This window comes from Aquabacterium sp. (assembly GCF_048860245.1).
Lineage (GTDB): Bacteria > Pseudomonadota > Gammaproteobacteria > Burkholderiales > Burkholderiaceae_C > Aquabacterium.
On sequence record NZ_JBLIZW010000088.1, the window covers coordinates 1 to 24,430 of the forward strand.

Below are 24,430 nucleotides of genomic sequence, written 5' to 3' on the forward strand. Positions count from 1 at the left end.
TTTTCCGCAAAAATTTACGCAAACCCGTAATACAGGTACGTGTAAAACAGCGAGCAGAAAGTATCCTTGGCAACAGGGGATGCCCATTGAGGGCAATTACGGGTTCTTCTGATACTGTTTGGTGCTGGTTGCGGCTCCACCGCCAGACATGAACCCCAAGTGATTCGTCACTTGGGGTTTTTTGTTTTGGGCTTGCGATCAGCGTGACGCAAAGAGCCATCGACGATGAGGGCTTATCGCGAAGCTGTCATGTTGACGCCAGATATTCCTGCCTGAGTTTGTTGCAGGAGATCTGATGTGGACTTGTTGGTGCCGTACGCCAAGACCGACCTTGCGTGGGATGTGATTCGGGGGCGCAGTGTGGCGCTGGATGCTGCCATGCGGGCCTTGTTGATCATGATGGATGGCAAGCGTCCGTTGCGAGACTTGTTGCCCGCCATGAAAGCACTGTCGCTGAAGGTTGAGGACGTCCATGCCCTGATGGAACGAGGCTTTGTGCGTCCCTGCGTGACGGCGAATGCGCAGCAGCGCCGACTGGCGTCGCGTATGGCGTTGCCTGCGGCCGAGCCGGACGAGGCATGTGTGCCATCGCCTCCCCCTGCCGCACCGCAGCAGAAGTCCCTTGCAGCTGCGAAGTTCTATGCCTTAGATCAGTTGGCGCGCATTTTGGGGCGTGCGGATGAGTCTCTCCGTCTGGCGTCCCGAGAAGTCGTCGATCGGGGCACGATGGAGGCATGGTTGCGCCGGTGTCGGCAAGAAATTGAACTGGTGGCCGGCTTGGAACGAGCGGACCTGTTTGCGACGCGGGTATTCGAAGAATTGCCCAAGGCCTGACAGAATCACCCCAGCATGGGAGGGGCGCGATGAAATCAGTGTTGGCAATTCGGCATGTGGCCTTTGAAGACTTGGGTTCGTTTGAAGCAGTCTTTCAGCATCACGGTTTTGATGTGACTTACGTGGATGCGTGTGTGGATGATTTGTCTGCCGTGGATGCCGCGGCACCGGACCTGCTGGTGGTGTTGGGCGGGCCCATCGGCGTCTACGAAGAGGACACTTACCCCTTCATCAGGCGCGAAGTGGCGTTGCTACAGGTTCGGCTCGAACGGCAATTGCCGACCCTGGGCATTTGCTTGGGGGCTCAGTTGATTGCGCGCGCCATGGGGGCTCGTGTGTACCCCGGGCCGGCCAAGGAAATCGGATGGAAGCCGCTGCAACTCACGGAAGCGGGGCGCCACTCGGCGGTGGCGCATCTGGACGGTGCCTCGACGTCCATGCTGCATTGGCATGGTGACACGTTCGACCTGCCTGAGGGTGCGACCTTGTTGGCGTCCACCGATCTGTGTGCGCATCAAATCTTCAGCGTGGGCGCACATGTGTTGGCGTTTCAGTGCCATCCGGAGGTTCTTGGCGACACGCTGGAGCGCTGGTTGGTCGGGCATGCTTGTGAGTTGGCGGCCAATCACATTGACGTGCCTGAATTGCGAGCCGACGGGCTACTGTTCAGCCGGCAACTGGCGCAGCAAGGCGCCTTGTGCCTCACGCAATGGCTCGTTCAAACGGGCCTGGTGAAATAGGCCCAAGCCACTGCAAAAAGTAAAAGGCGCCCAAGGGCGCCTTTTGTTTGCTCAGGGGTTGCGCAGCAAACTGCGCGCAGCCTGATCAGCGATTGCTTTCCTTCACGATCACCCAGTTGCCGCCCAGCTCCTTCCAGGTCAGCGTCTTGGTGGTCTTGTCCTGGAAATTGCTCGACGTGTAGGTCTGGGTAAACGATGTGGTGACCTCGTCGCCCGTTGGTGTGACCTTGATGTTGTCCAACTTCACGTCGATGGCGCCAGGCTTGCTCAGAGCGCGTGTGCGCTCGCCGCGCCATTTTTCGGGGGTGGAACGGGAAGGGGTGAAGCCTTCAGCGTAGAAGCTGAAATACCGGGCGGGGTCCTTCGACATCCACGCTTCGGCCCACGTGCGCAGGCGTTGCCCAACGGTGTCTGCGGCTTGAGTTTGTGTCGATGTCACAGGTTGGATGGCTGGCGCTTCGGCCGGAGCGGAGATCGCAGGCCCCGCCAGTTTGCGAGCCCGTGCGTCCAGGTCGGCGCGACTGGTGCTGGCCACGTCAATGGCTACCACCGGGCAGCGCTGCGAGGCTTCGCTGGCAGACTGCCAGTCCTGCGCACCTTCCGGCACATCGCCCTTGGAGGGGGACAGTCCCAGCGCGGTGGTCAAGTTGTGTCGAGCCGCCTGCGTGCGGGCATAGGCCAGCATCAGGTCGAACTCGGCATTGGCATATGCGCGCTTGGCTGTGTACAACTCGTTTTCGGCGTTCAGCAAGTCCAACAGGCTACGCTGCCCAATGTCGAATTGCTGCCGGTATGCGTCGCGAGCCTTTTCGATGGCCAGAACGTTGCGGTCCAGTGCCTTCAGTTGCTCTTGCAGCTTGTGGATGTCGTTGTGCGCAATGGCTGCCGTTTGGCGGACGTCGCGGCAAGTCTTGTCACGCAGGTCGGCAGCTTGATTGATCAAGTCGGCATACTGGCGCACACGGGCCCGGTCGGAGCCACCGTTGTACAAGTTCCAGTTCAGCACGATCTCGGCAGAGGTGTCACGCTTCTGATCTTGTACGCCGTCGAAATTGCGGCCTGTGCCGCTTCGGACGCGTGCTTCAACCGTGGGTTGATAACGGCTCTCGGCAACTTTGGCTTGTGCTTCTGCAGAACGCAGGTTCTCAACCGCAGCGCTGATCCCCGCATGGTGGGCCAGGGCCTGGTTGATGGTGTCGGCATTGGTGGGCGCGATGTTGCGATCCAGGCCGTTATCCAGGGGCATGCGTGCAGCAGGGGCCTCACCCACGACACGCAGGTAGCGTGCGCTGACATCGTGCTGGTTGGCGATTTCGGTTGTCAGGTTGGACTCGGCCAGTGCCAGGCGAGCGTTTGCCTGTTCGGAGTCCACGCCACGACCGACACCAGCCTTGAACTTGGTTTGCAGTTGATCGAACGCGTATTTGTGCTGGACATAGTTGTCTTCAGCCAGCGCCACCAGCTTGCGGTAGCGCTGTACGTCGATGTAGGCGCGTGTGGCTTCCAGCGCTGTGTCTTCTGTGGCGCTCAGGAATTCGAAATAGCGGGTCAGTCGGGCATGGCTGAGACGCTCGACTTCCTTGCGTGTCGCCAAGCCATCCCACAGCATCTGGCTGGCGCTCAAGGCCAAACCGTTGCGCGACAGGCTTTGCGATTGGGGATTTCTGCTCGTGATGCGATCCTGGTCACGGCCCACGCTGGCCGACAGATCGACATTGGGCAGGTAGGCGCCACGTGCCACATCGATTTCATTGGTGGCGGCACGCATGGCGTTCAAGCGTGCGGTCACATCTGGGTTGCTGTCCAGTGCCTTTTGAACGGCATCAGCCAAGCCGGTTGCTGGAGCGCTTTGGGCTTGTGCGACCAGCGTTGCGCAAGCGAGAGCCAGAGTTGTGAGACCGGTCTTGATCATCTTTTTGTTCATATGCCTTGTGGGTACAACCAAAGTGACTCAATGCGCCGGGTTTGACGCAGGACGACGTATTTTGTCACTAATCGTTTCAAGGGCGCTTCCTTGAGGGTCATTGAGTCAAGGGGGTCAAGTTTTCGCCACATTAGCCGATTGAAAGACGTGTTCCGTCTTTTCGACTTATTCCACGTCAAAGATCTCAGGGGTCGCGCAGCAGTTTGCGCTCGACCTGTTGCGGCGTGGGCAATGGTCATGATGCTCGTTGCGGTGCAATGGGTATCGGTTGCGCTGGCTTGGGACAGTGTGCGCATGCTGTCACAAGCCCAGAAGCTGGGGGCGACGACGTATGCCCGCGCGCAGGCGCTGAGTCAGGAAGTTCGTGAGTCGATGTCGGGTGACGAGTTGGAGCGTCTCAAGGCCGTCAACACTTTCTTCAATCGCCAGATTCTCTATCGAGATGACCGCGAGGTGTGGCAGGTCCCTGACTACTGGGCTTCGCCGCTCGAGACCCTGCAAAAGGGGGCGGGTGATTGCGAAGACTTCGCCATCGGAAAGTATTTTTCCTTGCTCGCGGCTGGCGTGCCGGGGGGCAAGATGCGGCTGGTGTACGTTCGTGCTCAGCTGGGCGGGGGCGTCGTGGCACACATGGTGCTCGCTTACTATGCAGAGCCCAATGCCGAGCCACTGATTCTGGATAACCTGATCACCGATATTCGTCCCGCCTCGCGACGTCCTGACCTGACGCCCGTGTTCAGTTTCAACGCGGAAGGTTTGTGGCAGGGCGTGGGCGGGGCCAGTGCAGGGGATCCCTCGGCGCGCTTGTCTCGTTGGCGCGAAGTGTTGTTGAAAGCCCGTAATGAAGGCTGGTGGCCCTGACAGGCCGCGTGAGTGGAGTGTTTATGTCCTTGATACGTCAGATCTGGGTCTTGTTGCTGGTCACGCTGCTGTTGGCGTTCTTCGGCAGTTTTGCGGTCTGGATGGTTTCGTCGCGTTCCTATCTGGAGACGCAGTTGCGTTTGAAAAATGCAGACAATGCCCAATCGCTGGCCTTGACGCTGTCCCAGCAACATGGGGACCAGGTCGCGATGGAAATGGCATTGACGGCCATGTTCGACACGGGCTTCTATCAACGCATTGCGCTGAAGGATTCGGCAGGTCGTCTGGTGGTCAGCCGCGAAGCCGATGCGCAGACGGTGCGTGAGCAAGCGCCGCAGTGGTTCATTCAGCTGATGCCTGTGGAGTCTTTGGCGGGAGTGGCCCAGGTCTCCGATGGTTGGCGCGCACTGGGTTCGGTCGAAGTGGTGAGCCATTCGGCTTTTGCGCATGGTCAGCTGTGGCAAGGTGCGGTCAAAACCGCAGGCTTGCTGGCCTTGCTGGGGGGCGTGGCGGGGCTCGTCGCGACATTTGGGGTGCGCGGCATTCGTCGCCCTCTGGATGCCACTGTCAATCAGGCGCAGGCCTTGATGGAGCGCCGTTTCGTGACCGTGACCGAGCCGCGCGTGCCGGAGTTGGCGCGCTTGAGCCGTGCCATGAACGCTGTGGTCGTGCGCTTGAAGTCGACGTTTGATGAGCAGTCTTCCCAAGTGGAGCAACTGCGTCAGCAGGCGCACTGTGACCCGCTCACTGGGCTGTCTCACCGCCGCTATTTCATGACCCAGGTGGGGGCTGAACTCAGCAAGGAAGAGGGCTCCGGTTCTGGCGTGCTTTATCTGATCCGGCTGATGGATCTGGCCGGGGTCAATCGCGTGTTGGGGCACCGCACCACAGACGATTTGCTTCAACGGCTGGCCAAGGGCATGGTGGAGGTGTCCAGCGGCGTGTCGGGCGCCGTACACGGGCGGCTGAATGGCGGCGATTTTGCAGTCTGCCTGACCACCGACGATGTGCCTTTGCCTTCCGCCATGGATTACGCCGATGCTTTGCGTCAGGTGTTTGTGCAGCAAGCGGTCAATGCAGCGGTGGTCGTTGGCGGTGTTCAGTGGGTACGTGGGACGTCGCTTCAGCAGGTGTTGGCAACGGCTGACTCGGCACTGGCACAGGCCGAGTCTCGTGGCGCCTTCTCGGTGGAGGTGGCCGAGTTGCCGGATGGCGGCGCGGGCTCCGTGATGGGTGAAGATGCCTGGCGGGCGCGTCTGCAAGCCGCGGTGGAGGCACGTCGCGCCAAGCTGGTGCAGTATCCCGTGGTGGATCGGGCCTTGCTGTTGGTGCATCACGAGTGCCCCATGCGCTTGCAGTTGGATGGGAATGGCGACTTTGAGCCCGCAGCCAATTGGTTGCCCATGGCGCTGCGTTCGGGCCTCATCTCGCAAATCGACGAGCTGGCGGTCACCATGGCCATCGAAGCGATCAGAGAAGATCAACAGCCCCGTGGCATCAACTTGTCTCCGGCATCGTTGCTGGACAGTGGCTTCGTGCCGCATGTGCGTGCGTTGCTGGCCAACGCCCCGGACGTGGCGCACCTGCTGTGGCTGGAAGTGGCCGAGACAGCTGCTGTGGAGCGGTTTGAGTTGGTGCGCGAACTGTGCAAGCAACTTCGGCCATTGGGCGCACGCATTGGTCTGGAGCACGCTGGCGCTCGCCTGGCCAAGATCAATTTCCTATTCGAAGCCGGGTTGGACTACGTGAAGTTGGACCCGTCTGTGGTGCAAGGCGTGTCGCACGATCCGTCACGATCTGCCTTCGTGTCGGCCACGGTCAGCATGTTGCATGGCTTGGGGCTGCAGGTTTACGCCGAGGGCGTGACCGAGACGGCCGACATCTTTGCGCTTCGCCAATGCGGCATGGATGGCATGACGGGGCCGGCCGTACGCTTGACGGCCTGAGGCCTGTCAGCGCTCGCGCATGGCGTAGGCCTGCGCTTTGAGGACTGGCTTGAGCAGGTAAGAAAGAATGGTTTTCTTGCCTGTCAGGACGTCCACTTCGGCCGTCATGCCCGGGATGATGGGCATCTTCTCGCTGAAGTTGGTTTTCTTGGTGCGCACACGGACGACGTAATACGTATTGACGCCGCGCTCGTCGGTCACGGTGTCCGGGCTGATGTTTTCGACAACGGCATCCAGTCCGCCGTAAATCGAAAAGTCATAGGCCGTGAATTTCACGGTGGCAGCCTGGCCTGGATGGATGAACGCAATGTCCTTGGGCTGAACGCGAGCTTCCAGAACCAGCGCATCGTCCAGGGGAACCACCTCGACGATGTCTTTGCCAGGCGTCACGACGCCACCCACCGTGTTGGCCAGCAGGCGCTGTACCCGACCGCGAACGGGGGACTTCACCTGCGATTTGTCCACCTTATCGGCCAGCGCCACGGCGCCTTCCGTCAGGGCATTCAGGCGCGCCAGCACCTCCGACAATTCCTTGCGGGCATCGTTGCGGAACGACAGATCCGTTTCCTGAATCTTGCGGGTGGCTTCCATGATGGCGGCCTCCGCGCGAGCGGCCTGTGCCCCCGCTTGCTCCATGTCGCCGCGTGCGCGGCTCACATCGCGTTCAAGACGCAGAATGTCCACTTCCGACACGGCACCGCTGTTCAGCAGCGGCCGGGTCTTGGTCAGCTCTTGCTGAGCCAGATCCAGGCTGCGTGTGGCGGAGGTGCGCCGCGCAGTGGCTTCGCTCAGTTCCTGTCGACGCTGGGCCAGTTGCTGCTGACTGATGGAGACCAGTGCCTCGAGTTCTGACCTGCGGGAGTCGTACAACTGGCGCTCTTCATCGACGATGCGTTGGGCCTCGGGGTCATCCGATGGCACCGACGGTGGAACGAAGGGGGAGCCTTCCGCCAAGGCCTTGAGTCGGGCCTGCTTGACGCGCAGCGAGAAGACCTGCGCCGCGCTTTCACGCACACCTGAATTGGCGCGTGTTTCGTCAATTTTGAGCAGCAACTGGCCAGCCTCGACCACGTCACCCTCTTTGACCAGAATCTGCGACACCACGCCACCGTCCAGAGACTGAATCACCTGCAGTTGGCGAGACGGGATGACCTTGGCCTCGCCTTTGGTCACCTCGTCGATTTCAGCGAGCGAGGCCCAGATCAGCAAGATGGCGGTGAGCAACACCGCACTCCTGACGAGTGTTTGTGCGCGATAGGTCCCCGTGGTGGACATCACCGCGTCGGCCTCTTGCTCGAAATCGCGCATGCCGCCCAACGCTGCCGCCGTGGCATCGACCCTGGCGCCGGTCAGCCTGTCCAGCAGTTTGTCGGTGACTGGGGCAATGCCTTCGCGAATGCGTTCCAGCAGCGTGATGACCTTGTGTCCGGCGTTCAGAATGGGTTTCATGTTGCGCACTCCTGGCCGACTCACGATGCGCGGGCGATGCGGCCCGCAGCCAGTGCCTGCATGATTTGCTCGCGCGGACCGTCTGCCACGATCTTGCCTTGGTCCACCACGATCACGCGGTCGACGAAAGCCAGCATGGAAGTGCGGTGCGTGACCAGCACGACGGTTTTGCCTTGCGTGAAGGCTTGCATGCGCTGGGTGACTTGGGCCTCGGTGGAGAAGTCCATGGAGCTGGTGGGCTCGTCCAGCAACAAGATGGGGGCGTTGTGCAGAACCGCGCGCGCAATACCGACGCTTTGTCGTTGGCCGCCCGAGAGCAGTTCACCGCGTTCACCGACCTGCATGTCAAAGCCTTGCGGGTGGCGTTGGACGAAGTCCGTCAAGGCTGCGGTGTCGGCTGCAGCGACGATGGCGTCATCCTGCGCATGGGGATAGCCGAAGGTGATGTTGTCTCGCAAAGAACCGTAGAACAAGGTGACGTCTTGCGACACGCTGCCAATGTTGCGCCGCACGTCGGCGGGGTCGAGCTGACGCATGTCGATGCCATCGAGCAAAACGGCACCATCGGCAGGCTGATACAGCCCCATGATCAGTTTCTGAAGCGTACTTTTGCCCGAGCCAACCTTGCCGATGAGGGCCAACTTCTCGCCGGGGGCGATCTTGAAGCTGACGTCACTCAGCGAGTTGTCTTCGCGATTGGGGTAGGCAAAGGAGACGTGCCGGAATTCGATTTCACCCTTGAACTCGCGGCGCTGAATGAAGCTGGAACCTTCAGGCCGCTCCACCGGGCGACTCATGATGGCCTCCAGCGACTCCAGGGCCGTTCGGGCGCCCTGATACTGCATCAGCAAACCCACAATCTGGCCGGCAGGGGCCAGTGCCCGTCCTGCCAGCATGGTCGAGGCGATCAAGCCCCCCATGGTCAATTGTTTTTCGCCAATCAGGTAGACACCGATGAGGATGATGGCCACCGAGACCATTTGCTGCAGCGTGGCCGTGCTGTACAAGGCCGCAGACGACAGCCCGCGCATCTTGACGTTCAACGAAGACAGAAACCGGTTGGCACGCTCCCAGCGCGCCTGAATCACGCCTTCGGCGCCTTGCGCCTTGATGGTCTCGATCCCCGTGAGGCTTTCAACCAGCGTGGCATTGCGTTGGGCGGAGGCCTGATAGGTGCTTTGCGACAACTCATGCAGCCGGTGTTGCAGCACATAGGCTGACACGATCACGATGGCGAAGATGGTCAGCACCGGCAAGATGAGCCAAGGTGAAATCCATGCCATCACAAAGATGAAAAGGATGGCAAACGGCAGGTCAATCAGCGCGGTGACCGTGCTGGACGCGATGAAGTCGCGCACCTGCTCAAAACCACGCAGGTTGGATGCGAACGATCCGACGGACTGAGGACGATGTTCCAGCCGCATGCCCAGCACGCGCTCCATCAGCGTGGCCGAGATCTGAACGTCAATGCGAGCGCTGGCTTCGTCCACAAAGTGGCTTCTGAGCAGGCGGATGAAAAAGTCGCCCCCCAGCACCAGGGTGATGCCCAACGCCAGAACCCACAGGGTTTCGACCGCGTGGTTGGGGACCACCCGGTCGTAGACGTTCATGGAGAAGATGGGGAAGGCCAGTGCGAACAGGTTGATCAGCAGCGCCGCCCACATCACGTCGCGATACACGAAGCGCTGGGCCAAAACGGGGCCCCAGAACCAGTGCCCTGAACGGGTGGCCCGAATTTCTGGCGTTCTGGCATCGAAACGGAAACGAGGTCGGGCAAAGAGCACGACCCCGCTGAAACGCAGCGTCAAGGCCTCTGTGTCCAGCACGATTTCGCCTTGCCCGGTTTCTGGCATGAGGACACGCCATTGAGCATCGCTGGTGCGCCCCAGCAGCACACAAGCCCGGTTGCCGTGCAGGATCAGGATGGCGGGCAAGGTGACCGCATCAATCTGATCGAGCTTCAGTCGCTGCAGTTTGGTGCTCAGGCCTGCGCGTGCCGCAGCACGCTCAGCGAGGGAGACGGTCAAGGCACCGCGCCCCACTGGCAGTCCTGCTGCGAGCGATGCCCGTGAGGCCGGCAGGCCGTGGAGATGGCAAACCTCGACCAGACAGTCCAGCAACGGATCGGGGCTGATCAGGTCATCGCGCAAGCGGGGCGCATCACTGTTGGTCGGTGTGGAGGTCACAGGTGCTTGAGGTGCGTTCATGGCTGCGGGCTGCTGTCAGCGGATATCGGCGCAGTGCACATCAAATTGACCCCTCTTGCGATCATCAAAGAAGCGCTGTAGGGTCATGCGAACCGTGCGGAAGGCCAGTTCGTCCCAAGGGATTTCATCCTCGCGGAAGAGGCGCGCTTCCATGGTCTCTGGACCCGGATCGAACGTCGGGTCGAGCAAGCGTGCGCGGTAAAACAGATGGACCTGACCGGCTGCAACCACATTGATGATGCTGTAGAGCCCCTGCATCTCAATGTTGGCGCCCGCTTCTTCATGGGTTTCGCGCGCGGCACCTTCTTCGGTTGTTTCGCCCAGCTCCATGAAACCGGCCGGGAGCGTCCATAAACCCTTGCGCGGCTCAATGTTGCGCTTGCACAGCAGGACTTGCTCGCCCCAGACGGGGACCGTGCCCACGACATTGAGCGGGTTGACATAGTGGATGTGCCCGCAAGAGGGGCAGACAGCCCGTTCGCGGTTGTCGTCGGCAGGCACCTTGTGCTCGACTGGGGTGCCACAGACCTGGCAGTGCTCGATTCGGCGTGAAAACAGCATCCCTGCAGTGTAGGGCAACCCGGTGCGGGCTCATCGTCGTGTTTTCAATCGCGTCACCCACGGCGCAAAGGCCTCTTGGACCTGCAGCGGGGCGCCACGGTGCCAAAACACAGAGCGTCGAATCCAGTCTGGTGTCGGTCCGTGTGTGATGCCGGCAAGGCCTGGGTGACGTCGCCACTGACGATCCATGCGCTGGCGCTGACTGGCATGTCGTTGAATTCGCTGGTGTGTCAAAGGTTCACGGCGCACTTGGCGGTGTGAGAACAGCAGTTCAGCCAGCGGTCGGGCGCCCAACCCCTTGATGGCGCGCCACGGACCTTTGACGGCCCGCGAAGGGGTGCTGCTGCGAGCCCACACTGCAGGTTGGCCGTTCACGCTCAAGATGACCTCTCGGACATGGCCTTGCGTTGTTCGGATGACCTCACGTTCCTGCCGCCAGAGCTTGGCTGAGCCTTGGAACACCACTTGGACGGTGACCGTGCCATGCTCGCGCAAGCGGGCGGTCAAGGAACCCGGGGCGGTCAGCCACGCCTTCAGTGATGGTCGCGTTGCCCCCGCCCGACTGACTCGCGAGGCATGCGGGCGTCGGACCTGACGGTGTCCGAATCCTGATGGGCGAGCGTGGTGCGACATGGCAAGTGCGGTCTGGCGGGGTAGCATCGGGGCTGGATCATAGCGGCCCGATGCGTCAGTTGTCCCCATGTCAGTTTCCCTCCTTTCTTCGTCTCGTGTGGCGGCTGATCTGCCTGATGGATGGATGCATGTCCATCTTGGGCGTGGCGTGGGCGCGATCATGTCTGCGCGGCACGGGGGCATCAGCGAAGGCACCTATGCCCAATGCAACCTGGGTGACCATGTCGGGGATCAGCCTCATGCGGTGGATCGCAACCGACAGGTGTTTGGCAGCGCCATCAAAGCAGAGCCTGTGTGGCTGACCCAGGTTCACGGTCATCGTGTGGTCAGGCTCAGCCGTCGTGCAGCCCCTGCCAGTGCCGTGGACTGGATTGACGTGTCTCAGGCCAACGTGCAACCGCAGGCCGATGGTGCGTTGACCACCGAGCCTGGGATTGCCTGCACGGTCATGGTTGCAGATTGCTTGCCAATTCTGTTGGCTGCGCCTGGCAAGAAGGGCGTTGCTGCGCTTCATGCGGGGTGGCGGGGTTTGGCCGGGGCAGGGGCGATGGGCGGCGTGGGCATCGTGCACAACGGCGTGCGCGCGCTGTGCGAAGCGACCGGGTGTGATCCTGCTGCCTTGCGCGCTTGGCTGGGCCCTTGCATTGGGCCTCGCCAGTTCGAGGTCGGGGCCGATGTGCTGGCGGGGTTTGGTGCTGACCCGGCGTCTCCCAAAGCGCATCGGCGCTTTCTTCAAGCTCCGGACGCAGCCGATGGCCCACGCTGGATGGCCGACTTGCCCGGGTTGGCCCAAGACGTGTTGCACCAAGTTGGTGTGCTGGACATTGGGGGCGGGCGGTGGTGTACCGCCAGCGATGCCTCAAGGTTCTTTTCGTTCCGGCGCGACCGGGTCACTGGCAGGCAGGCTGCCAGCATCTGCCTGCGCTGAGGCGGCTTGCTCGGCAGCCTGTCTGGCTTTGCGGCGTGCCGGCGTGCTGAGGACATACATCACCAGCGCGACAGGCGCCACGCCATAGAACAGCAAGGTGATGATCGCACCGAGGATGGTGCCTTGCGGGTTGGTGGCCTCAGCCATGGCCATCATGATGGCCACGTACATCCAGGCGATTGCGACGATCCACATTCGTTTCGGGGGCTAATAGGGGAAAACGCTAGGTATTCTCTTCGGCGCTTGGCATTGCCGTTGCTAGCTCAGAGTCAGAATACAGAAACATTCAGGGTTCATGATTGGAACCGAACAATCACGGAGAAACGAGGAGAGTTATGGCGGTAACACCACGGTCGCGGTCTGTTCGTGCGACCTCAACAGAAGCGAAGAAAGCTGGCACCACTGCATCGAAGCCGGCTGATACGTCTCCCAAAGCCAGCGCTGCCAAGCGCTCTCCTGTGCGCAAAAAAGCGCCTGTGACTCAGCCGACACCTGAGGTGGTTGATGCCCAAGCCAAGGCGGCGCCGCAAGAGGCATCGGCCGAGCGTCAAAGTGCGACCGGTACGACTTCACACGCATCGGCATTCGAGCAAATGATGTCGTCGTTTCAGTTGCCTGGCTTCGACCAGTCGAAGTGGACGGCACCCTGGGCGGAACAATGGAGCAAGCTGCAAGGCGGGCTGCCCGGCATGAAGGAGTTGCCCGGCTTCAATGCGGATTTGCTGGCCCCCATGAAGCAGGCCATGGATTCGTTGGGGCAAAGCATGCAAGCCAGCTTGTCATCCATGGCAGGGCTGAGCGTGCCGAGCGAGCAACTGCAGGCCATTCAGCAAGAGTATCTGCAACAAGCGACCGAGCTTTGGAATGCCGCTTTGCAGCATCCCGACCAGATCAAGGCGTCTGATCGACGCTTTGCTGCGCCGGAGTGGAACAGTCAGCCAGGCAGCGCCTTCATGGCGTCGATGTATCTGCTGAACTCGCGTACGCTGCAAAAACTGGCTGATCAGCTGCAGGGCAATGAGAAGGCGCGGCAGCGCGTGCGCTTTGCCGTTCAGCAGTGGGCTGATGCCGCGTCTCCCAGCAACTTCCTGGCTTTCAATCCAGAGGCGATCAAGAAGGCCGTGGAGACCAAGGGTGAAAGCTTGCAGCAGGGCTTGCAGCACTTGTTGCATGACATCCGCCAGGGGCACATGTCTCAGACCGACGAGTCGGTGTTCGAGGTAGGCAAGAACGTGGCGACCACCGAAGGCGCGGTGGTGTTCGAGAACCCGTTCTTCCAGTTGATCGAATACAAGCCGCTCACCGCGAAGGTGCACGAAACGCCCTTCCTGTTTGTGCCACCTTGCATCAACAAGTACTACATCCTGGACTTGCAGCCCGATAACTCGCTGGTGCGTTACCTGCTGGAGCAGGGGCATCGCGTGTTCATGGTCAGTTGGGTGAATGCAGACGAGTCGCTCGCGAAAGCGACCTGGGATGACTACATCGAGTCTGGCGTCATCAAGGCGATCGACACCACGCGTGACATCACCGGCGCCGATCAGATCAATGCGCTGGGCTTCTGTGTCGGGGGCACCTTGCTGGCTTCTGCGCTGGCGACCCTGGCGGCCAAGGGACGCAAACCTGTCGCCAGCCTGACCTTGCTCACCACGTTCCTGGATTTCGGTGACACCGGCATCATGGATGTGTTTGTGGACGAGGCCATGGTGCGTCTGCGTGAAATGACCTTGGGCCCCAGCAGCCCACAAGGTGGTGGCTTGATGAAGGGCTCGGAGTTGGCGGCCACCTTCTCGTTCTTGCGCGCCAACGATCTGGTCTGGAACTACGTGGTGGGCAATTACCTCAAAGGGGAGATGCCACCCCCGTTTGACCTACTGTACTGGAACAGTGACAGCACCAATCTGCCAGGCCCCATGTACACCTGGTACCTGCGTAACACCTACCTTGAAAACAACTTGTGCAAGCCCGGTGCAGTGACGGTGTGTGGCGAGCCGCTGGATCTGTCCTTGCTGGACATGCCGGTGTTTGTGTACGGCTCGCGTGAAGATCACATCGTGCCCTGGCAGTCTGCCTACGCTTCGACCCAACTGTTGAGTGGCCCGGTGACCTTTGTGCTGGGTGCCTCGGGCCACATCGCAGGTGTGATCAACCCACCCGCCAAGAAAAAGCGCAGTCACTGGGTAACAGGGGCGTCTGTTCGCCAACTGCCGGCCACAGCGGATGCCTGGATGGCTTCTGCCTCAGAACAGGCAGGGAGCTGGTGGCCCGTGTGGTCCGCTTGGCTGAGCGAGCACGCTGGTGGCACGGTTAATGCACCGCGTCAGCTTGGCAGCAAGAGCCATCCCGCCATGGAGTCTGCGCCCGGACGTTACGTGTTGCGCAAGGCCTGATTTTTCTCCAATAACGTCAATTGCTTGAAGGAGCACAGACATGACCGACATCGTCATCGTGGCCGCAGCGCGAACCGCTGTGGGCAAATTCGGCGGTTCGCTGGCCAAGACCCCGGCCAGCGAGCTTGGTGCCGTGGTGATCAAGGATCTGCTGCGTCGCACCGGTGTATCCGGCGACCAGATCAGTGAGGTGATCCTGGGTCAGGTGCTTCAGGCTGGGTGCGGGCAGAACCCGGCTCGTCAAGCGGTCATCAAGGCGGGTTTGCCGCACAGTGTGCCTGCCATGACGATCAACAAAGTATGCGGCTCGGGATTGAAGGCCGTGATGCTGGCTGCGCAGGCCATTCGCGACGGCGACGCCGAGATCGTGATTGCTGGTGGTCAGGAAAACATGAGCATGTCGCCGCATGTGGTGCCGAACTCGCGTGACGGCATGCGCATGGGCAACTGGCAAATGGTTGACACCATGATCAACGATGGTCTGTGGGACGTCTACAACCAGTACCACATGGGCATCACCGCCGAAAACGTGGCCAAGCAATACGGCATCACGCGCGAAGAGCAGGATGCGCTGGCATTGGCGTCTCAGCAGAAGGCGGCCGCTGCACAGGATGCTGGGCGTTTCAAGGACGAAATCGTGCCCGTGCTGATTCCCCAGCGCAAAGGTGACCCGCTGGTGTTTGACGCCGACGAGTACCTGAACCGCAAGACATCTGCCGAGGCTTTGGCGGGCTTGCGTCCCGCGTTTGACAAGGCTGGCAGCGTGACCGCTGGCAATGCGTCCGGGATCAATGACGGTGCAGCAGCCGTGATGGTGATGAGCGCAGCCAAGGCCAAGGAATTGGGCCTGACGCCCATGGGACGCATCGCGTCGTATGCGAATGCCGGTCTGGATCCTGCCTACATGGGCATGGGGCCGGTGCCTGCATCACGCCGCGCCCTGGAGCGCGCCGGTTGGACACCGGATCAACTGGATCTGCTGGAAATCAATGAAGCCTTCGCCTCCCAGGCCTGTGCGGTGCACAAGGAAATGGGCTGGGATACCAGCAAGGTCAATGTGAACGGCGGTGCGATCGCCATTGGTCACCCCATTGGCGCGTCGGGTTGCCGCGTGCTGGTGTCTTTGTTGCATGAAATGTCCCGCCGTGATGCCAAGAAGGGCATTGCGTCGCTGTGCATCGGTGGCGGGATGGGCGTGGCCCTGACCATCGAGCGTTGAGTTACTCAGTTCATAAATTCATCCCCAAGAGGAGTCAAACATGAGTCAAAAAGTAGCGTACGTGACCGGTGGCATGGGTGGCATCGGGACATCGATTTGCCAGCGTCTGCACAAGGATGGCTACAAGGTCATTGCAGGTTGCGGTCCAAGCCGTGATCACGCCAAGTGGCTGGATGAGCAGAAGGCGCTGGGCTACACCTTCTACGCTTCGGTGGGGAACGTTGCGGACTGGGATTCGACGGTTGAGGCGTTCCGCAAGACCAAGGAAGAGCATGGCCCCATCGACATCCTGGTCAACAACGCCGGTATCACACGCGACGGCATGTTCCGCAAAATGACCAAGGCGGATTGGGATGCCGTGATGGACACCAACCTGAACAGCCTGTTCAACGTCACCAAGCAGGTGATTGACGACATGGTGGACCGTGGTTGGGGTCGCATTGTCAACATCAGCTCGGTCAACGGTGAAAAGGGTCAGTTCGGGCAGACCAACTACTCTGCCGCCAAGGCGGGCATGCACGGTTTCACGATGGCCTTGGCGCAAGAAGTGGCCAGCAAAGGTGTGACCGTGAACACGGTGTCGCCGGGTTACATCGGGACAGAAATGGTGCGCGCCATCCGTCCCGATGTGCTGGACAAGATCGTTGCAACCATCCCGGTGAAGCGCCTGGGGGCGCCGGAGGAAATCGCCTCCATGGTGTCATGGGTCGCCAGTGAAGAAGCCGGCTTTGCCACCGGTGCGGATTTCTCCGTTAACGGTGGTCTGCACATGGGCTAAGTCTCCTGGCCCACTCACATGGGTTGCTCCATGTGATTCGACTGCATCCCGCCCCACCGTCAAGGTGTTGGCGGGATTTTTCATGGCTTCAAGCTGCCGCTTCTTGTTCGATCACCAGGCGATCCAAAGCTGCGCACACTTCGGCAAAGCGACCCGTGATGACGGTTCTGCGAACGTCGCTGGGGTCGGAGCTGATGCGAACGGCATGGTCTGGTGTCCGCCGAGCATCGTGAGGGCGCAAGGCAATCACGTTGTGGGTGGTCGTGGCCGCATGAGGCGGAACCGTCCAGGGTGTGATGGGGCGGGGGCGGATGGGCTGCGGTTCCTTCGGTGCGTTGCCGGACTGGGCCTGTTGTGCCGCAGGAACCAGCATGGGCATGTTTGCACGCTGGATTTGACGGAGGAAAAATGCACGAGCCAGATGGTGAATCATGGTGAACTCCTGATGACAGCAATGAAGTTCGGCAGGATTCCAGCAACACGTCTCCCTGCGGGATTGCGCAATCAGATGTGATGGCGCGAATGCCCGCCACCCGCAAGGTGACGACGAAAAGGGATCAGATCAGCGGCTGGTTGCGGATCAGTCCTACGGCCAGACCTTCCAGTTCAAAGTCTGGGGAGTCTGGCGTGACCACAATGGGTTGGAAGTCTGGGTTCTCGGGCAGCAACTCAATGCCTTGAGCCGTGCGTTGAAAGCGTTTGACGGTGACCTCGTCACCGATGCGGGCGACCACGATTTGTCCATTGCGAGCTTCGCGTGAGCGTGCAACAGCCAGCAGGTCGCCGTCCAAAATACCGATGTCCTTCATGCTCATGCCACGCACGCGCAGCAGGTAGTCAGGGCGCTTGGCGAACAAACTGGGCTCGACCGCGTAGGTTTGCTCGACATGTTCTTGCGCCAGAATGGGTTGCCCGGCAGCCACACGGCCGACCAGGGGCAGCACCAGTTGTTCCAGTCCGGGCAAGGCCAAGCTGAAAGGTAAAGACCCGCTGCTGCTCTTGGTGCTGGCGGCTTGCTTGCGGTTTTCGTTGACGGAGCGGAGGGTGTCGGCCTTCAGTCGGATGCCGCGAGAGGTGCCCCCCACCAGTTCGATGACACCCTTGCGCGCGAGGGCTTGCAGGTGCTCTTCTGCCGCATTGGCAGAGCGAAAACCCAACTCTGCTGCAATTTCAGCGCGAGTTGGCGGCGCGCCGGTGCGGGCAATGGCGCGCTGGATCAACTCGAAAATCTGTTGCTGGCGCGGCGTCAGTTTGGGTTTATCGTTCGTCATCGCGTATGGCCTCAGAGGGCTGTAGGTGAAGCGTCAGAATCGATGCTTGCTGTCATTTTATACAGGACTGTTTGTTTGTCCAGTATTTTCGCAAAGGTGTGGTGTGAGCGCTCAGCGTGTGGTCATTTTGGGTACGGGGGGCACCATTGCCGGAACGGGTGATGACCCGGGGCGTGCTTGGTCTTACCGTGCCGCGCGGTTGTCGGTCGAGCAATTGGTGACGGCGGTGCCCGCGTTGGCGGCTGTCCCGCTGGAAACCATGCAGGTTGCCCAGATCGACAGCAAGGACATGACGTGGGCGGTGTGGCGGGCGCTGGGGCAGGCGCTGGCGGCTCAGCTGAGTCGGGCGGATGTGGCTGGCGTGGTGGTCACGCACGGAACGGACACGCTGGAAGAAACCGCTTGGTTGCTGAACGCCTTGCATGACGGCAGCAAGCCGGTGGTGTTGACGGCAGCAATGCGGCCGGCCACAGCCCCGGACGCCGATGGGCCGCGCAACTTGCTCGATGCGGTGCATGCGGTGCAAGCCTTGTCAGCACGTCAGGTGGGCGGGGTGTTTGTGGTCATGCAGTCCGTGGCATGGCCTGCGCAACATGTTCGCAAGGCGCACAGTCATGCGCTGGATGCGTTCGACGGTGGTGGTGCAATGCCAGTTGGGCGAGTGGACTCGCAAGGTGTGTGGAACTGGTCTTTGCAAGACGCACCAGCCTGCGGTGGAGTGGGGTGGCCATGGCTGGACATGGTGCCGCCTCGCGTCGAGATCGTCACGAGTCATGCCGACGCTGATGGTTGGGTGGTTGATGCCCTCGTGGCGCACTCGCAAGTCAGCGCACAGCGGCCTTTGCGCGGCCTTGTGGTGGCATCGACCGGGCACGGCACCCTTCATGAGGGCATGACGGCCGCGTTGGTCCGGGCAGCGTCAGCGGGGGTTTTGGTGTGGCGAAGCTCGAAGGTGGCTCGAGGGGGTGTCATGCCCAGAGAAGGCGACCGTTGGACTGGTGTGCCTGGGCTGACTGCCTCGCAGGCCCGCGTGGCAATGATCTTGCATTTGCTGGGGGCCTGCGTCAGGAAATAAATGTCGGGAGGTCAGCTCGACGATTGACGGTGGTGTCCAGCTCGTCGGTCGGCTTGCCGCCCGCCAGGGCACTGCGATATTGCTTGGCTGTGCTCTGGAACGAACGCTATCTTGTCGTTCAATTGTGAAACTGTGATGACAGTGGGCCAGGCTTCATCGCCCGCCGGTGACATCCAGAATGGCGCCAGCGGTGTAGCTGGCCGCATCCGACAACAGCCACACGATCGCTTGCGCGACTTCGTCTGGTTGGGCGGCCCGTCCCATGGGTAAGGTGGGCGCCAGGCGTGTTGCGCGATCCGGTTCTCCTCCGGTGGCGTGAATGCCCGTGTCGGTGATGCCCGGTCGCACGGCACAAACTCGGATGCCATCGGCCGCAACCTCTTTGGCCAGCCCTTGCGTCAGCACGTCTATGGCGCCTTTGCTGGCCGCGTAATCCACGTACATGGCGGGGGCGCCACTGCGCACGGCGCTGCTGGATACGTTGACAATGACGCCACCGTGTCCACCATGGCGCCACGACATGCGGCGAATGGCCTCTTTGGCGCACAGCATGGGTCCGACGACATTGACCGCCATCATGCGCTGCAGGCGGGCGGCAGACATGTCTTCCAGTCTGGCGGTTCGATCAATGATCCCTGCGTTGTTGACCAGTCCCGTCAAGGGAGGGAGTGATCGATCGGCCTCTTCAAAGAGACGGAGCACATCGGTTTCTTCGGCCAAGTCGCCTTGCGCGATGACGGCTTGCGGCGCGCCCAGCCGCAGGCATTCGGCCGCAACGGCCAAAGCAAGGTCCGCATGAGCAGCGTAGTGAATCAGCAGCGAGTGCCCTTGTCGAGCCAGTAATCTGGCGCATGCCGCGCCAATGCCTTGGCTGGCACCTGTGATCAGCGTAACGGGTTTCATGGTTTGACTTTACATTGCCTTAACCTCGGCGTTGCGCTCGGGCAATCGAGACGGTGGACACTACAAGCATGACGACAATCAGCATGAAGAAATGGTTCTCTGGCTGGCGCCTGGCGGCCGGTGTGGTGATTCTGGCGGCCGCGGGCTGGGGTGTGAAGGCGGTTTTGTTTCCGCCTAAGGCTGCCCCCCAAGTCATCACGGCCAAGGTCGAGCAGACGGACATGGAAGACACCGTTCTGGCAACGGGCACCATTGAAGCCAGCAAGGAAGTCAGCGTGGGTGCGCAGGTCTCGGGGCAGATCAAGCGTCTGCATGTGGATCTGGGTGACCACGTCAAGGTGGGCCAACTGATCGCAGAGATTGACTCGACCACCCAGCAGAATGCCTTGCGCAACGCCGAGGCCCAGGTGGCGCTTTTGCAGGCGCAGTTGCAGGCCAAAAAGGCCTTGCTGAAGCAGGCCGAGTTGAGCTTCAAGCGCAAGCAAGAGTTGTTCAAGCAGGACGCCGGTTCGCGTGCGGACCTGGAGGATGCCGAGGCCAGTCTGTCGACCACCAAGGCTGAAATCGCGGCGCTGGAGGCTCAGATTCGCCAGGCCAATATTTCGGTGGACACGGCCAAGGTGAACCTGGGGTACACGCGCATCGTGGCGCCCATTGATGGCGTGGTGACCGGGGTGCTGGCCGAAGAGGGGCGCACGGTGAATGCTGCGCAATCGGCGCCAACCATCATCAAGTTGTCGAAGGTGGATCAGGTTCGCATCAAGGCGCAGATTTCCGAAGCCGATGTTGTGCGTGTGAAGCCGGGCTTGCCGGTTTACTTCACGATTTTGGGGGAACCTCAGAACCGCTATGACGCCAAACTGAGTGCGATTGAGCCGGTGCCAGAGTCGGAGCAGGTCGATACCACCACCAAGACGACCACGACGACCAGTTCTTCCACCACCACCGCGATTTACTACAACGGCCTGTTCGACGTACCCAATCCGGAGGGGAAGTTGCGCGTGGCCATGACCGCGCAGGTGTTCATTGTTTTGGCCAAGGCAGACAAGGCCTTGGTGATCCCGGCGACTGCCTTGGGTGCGAGGGACCGCAAGACCAAACAGTACACGGTGCGGGTCTTGACCACAGAGGCCAATGGCGAGAAGAAGATCGAGCCTCGTCAAGTGCGCGTCGGGTTGAACAATCGCGTTCAGGCTCAGGTTCTGGAAGGCTTGAAGGCGGGCGAAGAAGTCGTGGTGGGCGAGGCGGCTGGCAAGTCGGGTGACGGCAGTGGCGCACGTCCTCCACGCATGTTCTGATGCCATGAGTGATCATTTGTCATCTGTTGTTGCGCCCGCCTTGCTGGAGGTCGTGGACCTGTGGCGAGAGTTCCCCTCTGGCGAGGGGAGTGTGGCGGTGCTCAAAGGCATCAACCTGCGCATTCAGTCGGGCGAGATGGTGGCCATCATGGGCGCCTCGGGGTCCGGGAAGTCCACGTTGATGAACATCCTCGGCTGCCTGGATCGGCCGACGCGCGGTGTCTACAAGGTCAATGGGCAAGAGACGGGACAACTGGGGCCCGATGAGCTGGCCCGCTTGCGCCGAGAGCACTTCGGATTCATCTTTCAGCGCTACCACCTGCTGGGTGATTTGACGGCGAAAGGCAACGTCGAGATACCGGCCATTTACGCCGGACACAGCAAGTCGGAGCGTGATGTGCGCGCAGCTGCCTTGCTGGGCCGGCTGGGTTTGGGTGAGCGCACGGAACATCGGCCCGGGCAGTTGTCAGGTGGTCAGCAGCAGCGCGTGAGCATTGCGCGGGCCCTGATGAACGGTGGAGACGTCATCTTGGCTGACGAACCCACGGGCGCCTTGGACAGTGCCAGCGGGGCGGAGGTGATGCGGATCTTGCAGGAGCTGCATGCCGAGGGACACACCGTCATCATCGTGACGCACGATGCCAAAGTGGCGCAGCATGCGCAGCGCATCATCGAGGTGTCCGATGGGCAGATCCTCAGTGATCGAACCAATCCGGATGCCACACCGAATGCAGACCTGCGGGCGACCCAGCCACAGGAGCCCCATCCTTGGCGCGCGCATTGGGATCGATTTTCGGAGGCGTTCACCATGGCGTTGCGTGCCATGGCAGGGCATCGTCTGCGGACCTTGCTGACGATGCTGGGCATCATCATTGGCATTGCGTCGGTGGTGTCGATGGTGGCCTTGGGTGAGGGGTCACGTCAGCGTGTCTTGAAAGACATCTCTGCCATGGGGACCAACACGATCGACGTGTTCTCGGGCAAGAACTTTGGGGATCGTCAGGCATCCAAGATTCGCACCTTGGTGCCGGCCGATGCCGAGGCTTTGGCGCAACTGGGCTATGTCGACAGCGTGACGCCCACCGTCAACACCAGTGTCACGCTGCGACGTGGCAACGTGGAAGCCACCGCCAACGTGACGGGGGTGGGGGACCAGTTTTTCCGGGTCAAGGGCTACACCATGGCGCAAGGCCAGGAGTTCGATGCCGAGGGCGTTCGGCGTCAGTCTCAGGAGGCCGTGATTGACCCTGCGACCCGCAAAGCGCTGTTTGCCGAATGGGAGAACCCGGTTGGCCAAGTGATTTTCCTGGGCAGCGTGCCGGTGCGGGTCATTGGCGTGACGGCGCCCCAGGAAAGTGGCTTCCTGATGTCGGATAACTTGAACGTGTGGGTGCCGTACACCACCGCGATGCGACGGTTGCTGGGGCAATCACACGTGCGCAGCATCACGGTGCGTGTGAGTGACAGTGCGCCGTCGGTAGCGGCCGAAGAAGGTATCACCAAGTTGTTGACGCAGCGGCATGGCACCCAAGACTTCTTTTTGCGCAACAGTGACAGCATCCGTCAGACGATCGAGAGCACCACGCAAACGATGACCTTGCTGATTTCGTCCATCGCGGTGATCTCGCTGATTGTGGGTGGGATTGGCGTGATGAACATCATGCTGGTGTCGGTCACCGAGCGCACGCAGGAGATTGGCGTGCGCATGGCGGTGGGGGCGCGGCAGAGCGACATCCTGCGGCAGTTCTTGATCGAGGCCGTTCTGGTGTGCCTGATCGGGGGCGTGCTCGGGATCGGCCTGGCATTGGGCATTGGGGTGCTCTTTGCCAAGATCGGTGGGTCGTTCCAGATGGTGTATTCGGTGAGTTCGATCGTGGCGGCCTTTGGTGTGTCGTCGCTGATCGGGGTGGTGTTTGGGTTCCTGCCTGCTCGCAATGCGGCGCGTCTGGACCCGGTTGAGGCCTTGTCGAGGCAATGATGCAGATGCAAAACAAGGGCTTGCGCCAAGCGACTTTGTCTGTGACGGTGCTGGCGGCATTGACGCTGGGGGCGTGTGCAGGACCCACGGCTTATCAGCGGCCATCGGTGACGGTGCCAAATGCGTGGCAGCAAGAGGCGGTGAAGCACGATGCCGATGTGCGGGCCCAACAAGACTTGTCGCCATGGTGGCAGCGCATGGGCGATCCGGTGCTGGTGCAGCTGATTGATGAAGCACTGGCGCGCAACAACAATTTGGCGCAAGCGGCGATCAAGGTGCAGCGTGCGCAGCGGGTGGCCGGTCAGGCTGCCAGCGATCAACTGCCGTCCGTGAAGGTGCAGGGCTCGTCCACGGCTTCTCGCCCCTTGGATGGTGGCAGCACGACGCGTGTGAGTGCCGCCACCGCGTCGGTCAGTTGGGAACTGGATCTGTGGGGGCGCTTGAGCGCAGCCCGCAGTGCGGCTGAATGGGAGGCTCAGGCGACCGAGGAGGATCGGCGCGCCGTGGCGCAGTCCCTGGTGGCGACCGTGGCCAAGCAGCATTGGCAGGTCGCCTATCTGAACCAGCGCATCGAGGCCAGCCAGCAGAGCATCGATTACGCGCGTCAAACGCTGAAGCTGGTACAGGCGCAATACGACGCCGGAGGCACCTCCGGACTGGAACTGGCCCAAGCAGCGCAGTCTCTGGCCGCGCAGCAGGCTGCACATACGCAGTGGGTCCAGCAGCGTGTCGAGGCCCGCAACGCTTTGGCGATCTTGTTGGATGCGCCACCGGGCGCGACACAGAAAGAGTCCCCCCGTTTGACGGAGGGGGCTCTGCCTGCGGTGTCGTCCGATTTGCCTGCGTCCCTGATGACCCGGCGGCCTGACTTGCGGGCGGCTGAGTTGCGTCTTCAAAAGGCCGGGGCGGTGGTGAATGCCACGCGTCGCAGTTATTACCCCACCTTGACCTTGACCGGCAGTGCCGGTGGCACCAGTGAGGCCTTGAGCAAGGTGCTGCAAGATCCGGTGGGGACCCTCGGAGCCGGGCTGGTCTTGCCCTTTGTGCAGTGGCGTGACATGGACAAGGCGGTGGCCATCAGCCAGGCCGATCAGGACGTGGCGATCAGAGGTTTCCGCCAGAGTTGGTATCAGGCCTTGGCCGAGGTGGAAAACGCACTGTCCGCGCGTGTGCAGTACGAAGTCCAGGGTGAAAGCCTGACACGAGCGCTTGATGCCGCCAGGACGGCAGAGCGTTTGGCAGAAGTTCGCTACCGAGCTGGGTCGGTGCCCTTGAAGACGTGGCTGGATGCTCAGGAAACGCGCAGGCAGGCGGAGCTGAACTTGGCGGCAAACCGACTCAACCGCCTCAATGCATTGGCCACGCTGTACTTGAATCTGGGTGGAGACACGGTCGTCCGTGATTGAGGGGTGCGGCAAAGTCCCTATGCCGCGCT

At 61.2% G+C, this 24,430-nt stretch carries 21 protein-coding genes; 12 read left to right on the forward strand and 9 right to left on the reverse strand.

Annotated features, from left to right (window positions below):
• The first annotated feature begins 297 nt into the window (after positions 1-297).
• Positions 298-834 carry a hypothetical protein gene (locus tag ACMV18_RS09970; RefSeq protein WP_420817710.1) on the forward strand — a complete coding sequence of 179 codons (537 nt, stop codon included), beginning with the start codon at positions 298-300 and terminating at the stop codon, positions 832-834.
• A 29-nt stretch (positions 835-863) separates the two neighbouring features.
• Positions 864-1,574, forward strand: a complete 711-nt coding sequence (locus ACMV18_RS09975; protein ID WP_420817711.1) for a glutamine amidotransferase — start codon at positions 864-866, stop codon at positions 1,572-1,574.
• 85 nt (positions 1,575-1,659) lie between these two features.
• Here the strand turns inward: ACMV18_RS09975 and ACMV18_RS09980 are convergent, their stop codons facing one another.
• Positions 1,660-3,486 (reverse strand): TolC family outer membrane protein, encoded by a 1,827-nt coding sequence (locus tag ACMV18_RS09980; protein ID WP_420817712.1) that lies wholly within the window; start codon positions 3,484-3,486, stop codon positions 1,660-1,662.
• Positions 3,487-3,735: 249 nt separating this feature from the next.
• Here ACMV18_RS09980 and ACMV18_RS09985 point away from each other — a divergent pair, with 249 nt between their 5' ends.
• Both ACMV18_RS09985 and ACMV18_RS09990 read left to right on the forward strand, forming a co-directional pair.
• Positions 3,736-4,359 (forward strand): transglutaminase-like cysteine peptidase, encoded by a 624-nt coding sequence (locus tag ACMV18_RS09985; protein WP_420817713.1) that lies wholly within the window; start codon positions 3,736-3,738, stop codon positions 4,357-4,359.
• Positions 4,360-4,382: 23 nt separating this feature from the next.
• The gene (locus ACMV18_RS09990; RefSeq protein WP_420817714.1) at positions 4,383-6,305 is read left to right on the forward strand and encodes a bifunctional diguanylate cyclase/phosphodiesterase; all 1,923 of its coding nucleotides are present in this window, start codon (positions 4,383-4,385) and stop codon (positions 6,303-6,305) included.
• A gap of 6 nt (positions 6,306-6,311) precedes the next feature.
• Here ACMV18_RS09990 and ACMV18_RS09995 read toward each other — a convergent pair whose 3' ends face one another.
• From ACMV18_RS09995 to ACMV18_RS10010, 4 genes are read right to left on the reverse strand one after another with little or no spacing between them, the layout of a single operon-like run.
• A complete protein-coding gene (locus ACMV18_RS09995; RefSeq protein WP_420817715.1) occupies positions 6,312-7,754 on the reverse strand; it encodes an HlyD family type I secretion periplasmic adaptor subunit in 1,443 nt (480 codons plus the stop codon).
• Positions 7,755-7,774: 20 nt separating this feature from the next.
• Positions 7,775-9,961, reverse strand: coding sequence for a type I secretion system permease/ATPase (locus tag ACMV18_RS10000; RefSeq protein ID WP_420817716.1), 2,187 nt, complete (start codon positions 9,959-9,961; stop codon positions 7,775-7,777).
• Positions 9,962-9,976: 15 nt separating this feature from the next.
• Positions 9,977-10,522: an NUDIX hydrolase gene (locus ACMV18_RS10005; RefSeq protein ID WP_374255855.1), complete on the reverse strand. Its 546-nt coding sequence runs from the start codon at positions 10,520-10,522 to the stop codon at positions 9,977-9,979.
• Positions 10,523-10,552: 30 nt separating this feature from the next.
• Positions 10,553-11,224 carry a chorismate--pyruvate lyase family protein gene (locus tag ACMV18_RS10010; protein WP_420817717.1) on the reverse strand — a complete coding sequence of 224 codons (672 nt, stop codon included), beginning with the start codon at positions 11,222-11,224 and terminating at the stop codon, positions 10,553-10,555.
• Here ACMV18_RS10010 and pgeF point away from each other — a divergent pair.
• Complete coding sequence (pgeF, locus tag ACMV18_RS10015; protein WP_420817718.1) at positions 11,223-12,083, forward strand: peptidoglycan editing factor PgeF; 861 nt, start codon at positions 11,223-11,225, stop codon at positions 12,081-12,083. The genes ACMV18_RS10010 and pgeF overlap by 2 nt on opposite strands.
• Here pgeF and ACMV18_RS10020 read toward each other — a convergent pair.
• A complete protein-coding gene (locus ACMV18_RS10020; protein WP_374255849.1) occupies positions 12,015-12,278 on the reverse strand; it encodes a hypothetical protein in 264 nt (87 codons plus the stop codon). The genes pgeF and ACMV18_RS10020 overlap by 69 nt on opposite strands.
• Before the next feature lie 536 nt (positions 12,279-12,814).
• Between ACMV18_RS10020 and ACMV18_RS10025 the strand changes: the two genes are divergently transcribed.
• From ACMV18_RS10025 to phbB, 3 genes are read left to right on the forward strand one after another with little or no spacing between them, the layout of a single operon-like run.
• On the forward strand, positions 12,815-14,473 hold the full coding sequence (locus ACMV18_RS10025; protein WP_420817752.1) for a PHA/PHB synthase family protein: 1,659 nt from the start codon (positions 12,815-12,817) through the stop codon (positions 14,471-14,473).
• A 40-nt stretch (positions 14,474-14,513) separates the two neighbouring features.
• Positions 14,514-15,692 (forward strand): acetyl-CoA C-acetyltransferase, encoded by a 1,179-nt coding sequence (locus ACMV18_RS10030; protein ID WP_420817719.1) that lies wholly within the window; start codon positions 14,514-14,516, stop codon positions 15,690-15,692.
• A 40-nt stretch (positions 15,693-15,732) separates the two neighbouring features.
• Positions 15,733-16,470 (forward strand): acetoacetyl-CoA reductase, encoded by a 738-nt coding sequence (gene phbB, locus ACMV18_RS10035; RefSeq protein ID WP_420817720.1) that lies wholly within the window; start codon positions 15,733-15,735, stop codon positions 16,468-16,470.
• Positions 16,471-16,558: 88 nt separating this feature from the next.
• Here the strand turns inward: phbB and ACMV18_RS10040 are convergent, their stop codons facing one another.
• Both ACMV18_RS10040 and lexA read right to left on the reverse strand, forming a co-directional pair.
• The gene (locus tag ACMV18_RS10040) at positions 16,559-16,903 is read right to left on the reverse strand and encodes a hypothetical protein (protein WP_420817721.1); all 345 of its coding nucleotides are present in this window, start codon (positions 16,901-16,903) and stop codon (positions 16,559-16,561) included.
• 124 nt (positions 16,904-17,027) lie between these two features.
• The gene (gene lexA / locus ACMV18_RS10045; protein WP_374255841.1) at positions 17,028-17,741 is read right to left on the reverse strand and encodes a transcriptional repressor LexA; all 714 of its coding nucleotides are present in this window, start codon (positions 17,739-17,741) and stop codon (positions 17,028-17,030) included.
• 103 nt (positions 17,742-17,844) lie between these two features.
• Between lexA and ACMV18_RS10050 the strand changes: the two genes are divergently transcribed.
• Positions 17,845-18,816, forward strand: a complete 972-nt coding sequence (locus tag ACMV18_RS10050) for an asparaginase (RefSeq protein ID WP_420817722.1) — start codon at positions 17,845-17,847, stop codon at positions 18,814-18,816.
• 153 nt (positions 18,817-18,969) lie between these two features.
• Here the strand turns inward: ACMV18_RS10050 and ACMV18_RS10055 are convergent, their stop codons facing one another.
• Positions 18,970-19,719, reverse strand: coding sequence for an SDR family oxidoreductase (locus tag ACMV18_RS10055; RefSeq protein ID WP_420817723.1), 750 nt, complete (start codon positions 19,717-19,719; stop codon positions 18,970-18,972).
• Between the two features lie 68 nt (positions 19,720-19,787).
• Here ACMV18_RS10055 and ACMV18_RS10060 point away from each other — a divergent pair, with 68 nt between their 5' ends.
• From ACMV18_RS10060 to ACMV18_RS10070, 3 genes are read left to right on the forward strand one after another with little or no spacing between them, the layout of a single operon-like run.
• Positions 19,788-21,017, forward strand: a complete 1,230-nt coding sequence (locus tag ACMV18_RS10060) for an efflux RND transporter periplasmic adaptor subunit (RefSeq protein WP_374255835.1) — start codon at positions 19,788-19,790, stop codon at positions 21,015-21,017.
• A 4-nt stretch (positions 21,018-21,021) separates the two neighbouring features.
• Positions 21,022-22,995 carry a MacB family efflux pump subunit gene (locus tag ACMV18_RS10065; RefSeq protein ID WP_420817724.1) on the forward strand — a complete coding sequence of 658 codons (1,974 nt, stop codon included), beginning with the start codon at positions 21,022-21,024 and terminating at the stop codon, positions 22,993-22,995.
• Complete coding sequence (locus ACMV18_RS10070) at positions 22,992-24,401, forward strand: efflux transporter outer membrane subunit (RefSeq protein ID WP_420817725.1); 1,410 nt, start codon at positions 22,992-22,994, stop codon at positions 24,399-24,401. The genes ACMV18_RS10065 and ACMV18_RS10070 overlap by 4 nt, the downstream gene beginning before the upstream one ends.
• Positions 24,402-24,430 lie beyond the last annotated feature (29 nt).

What these genes read in the sequence shown, in the direction of transcription:
- ACMV18_RS09975 (WP_420817711.1), top strand. Translation starts at nt 864, where the DNA reads ATGAAATCAGTGTTGGCAATTCGGCATGTGGCCTTTGAAGACTTGGGT.
- ACMV18_RS09980 (WP_420817712.1), bottom strand. Translation starts at nt 3,486, where the DNA reads ATGATCAAGACCGGTCTCACAACTCTGGCTCTCGCTTGCGCAACGCTG.
- ACMV18_RS09985 (WP_420817713.1), top strand. Translation starts at nt 3,736, where the DNA reads ATGATGCTCGTTGCGGTGCAATGGGTATCGGTTGCGCTGGCTTGGGAC.
- ACMV18_RS09990 (WP_420817714.1), top strand. Translation starts at nt 4,383, where the DNA reads ATGTCCTTGATACGTCAGATCTGGGTCTTGTTGCTGGTCACGCTGCTG.
- ACMV18_RS09995 (WP_420817715.1), bottom strand. Translation starts at nt 7,754, where the DNA reads ATGAAACCCATTCTGAACGCCGGACACAAGGTCATCACGCTGCTGGAA.
- ACMV18_RS10000 (WP_420817716.1), bottom strand. Translation starts at nt 9,961, where the DNA reads ATGAACGCACCTCAAGCACCTGTGACCTCCACACCGACCAACAGTGAT.
- ACMV18_RS10005 (WP_374255855.1), bottom strand. Translation starts at nt 10,522, where the DNA reads ATGCTGTTTTCACGCCGAATCGAGCACTGCCAGGTCTGTGGCACCCCA.
- pgeF (WP_420817718.1), top strand. Translation starts at nt 11,223, where the DNA reads ATGTCAGTTTCCCTCCTTTCTTCGTCTCGTGTGGCGGCTGATCTGCCT.
- ACMV18_RS10010 (WP_420817717.1), bottom strand. Translation starts at nt 11,224, where the DNA reads ATGGGGACAACTGACGCATCGGGCCGCTATGATCCAGCCCCGATGCTA.
- ACMV18_RS10020 (WP_374255849.1), bottom strand. Translation starts at nt 12,278, where the DNA reads ATGTGGATCGTCGCAATCGCCTGGATGTACGTGGCCATCATGATGGCC.
- ACMV18_RS10025 (WP_420817752.1), top strand. Translation starts at nt 12,815, where the DNA reads ATGAAGCAGGCCATGGATTCGTTGGGGCAAAGCATGCAAGCCAGCTTG.
- ACMV18_RS10030 (WP_420817719.1), top strand. Translation starts at nt 14,514, where the DNA reads ATGACCGACATCGTCATCGTGGCCGCAGCGCGAACCGCTGTGGGCAAA.
- phbB (WP_420817720.1), top strand. Translation starts at nt 15,733, where the DNA reads ATGAGTCAAAAAGTAGCGTACGTGACCGGTGGCATGGGTGGCATCGGG.
- ACMV18_RS10040 (WP_420817721.1), bottom strand. Translation starts at nt 16,903, where the DNA reads ATGATTCACCATCTGGCTCGTGCATTTTTCCTCCGTCAAATCCAGCGT.
- lexA (WP_374255841.1), bottom strand. Translation starts at nt 17,741, where the DNA reads ATGACGAACGATAAACCCAAACTGACGCCGCGCCAGCAACAGATTTTC.
- ACMV18_RS10055 (WP_420817723.1), bottom strand. Translation starts at nt 19,719, where the DNA reads ATGAAACCCGTTACGCTGATCACAGGTGCCAGCCAAGGCATTGGCGCG.
- ACMV18_RS10060 (WP_374255835.1), top strand. Translation starts at nt 19,788, where the DNA reads ATGACGACAATCAGCATGAAGAAATGGTTCTCTGGCTGGCGCCTGGCG.
- ACMV18_RS10065 (WP_420817724.1), top strand. Translation starts at nt 21,022, where the DNA reads ATGAGTGATCATTTGTCATCTGTTGTTGCGCCCGCCTTGCTGGAGGTC.
- ACMV18_RS10070 (WP_420817725.1), top strand. Translation starts at nt 22,992, where the DNA reads ATGATGCAGATGCAAAACAAGGGCTTGCGCCAAGCGACTTTGTCTGTG.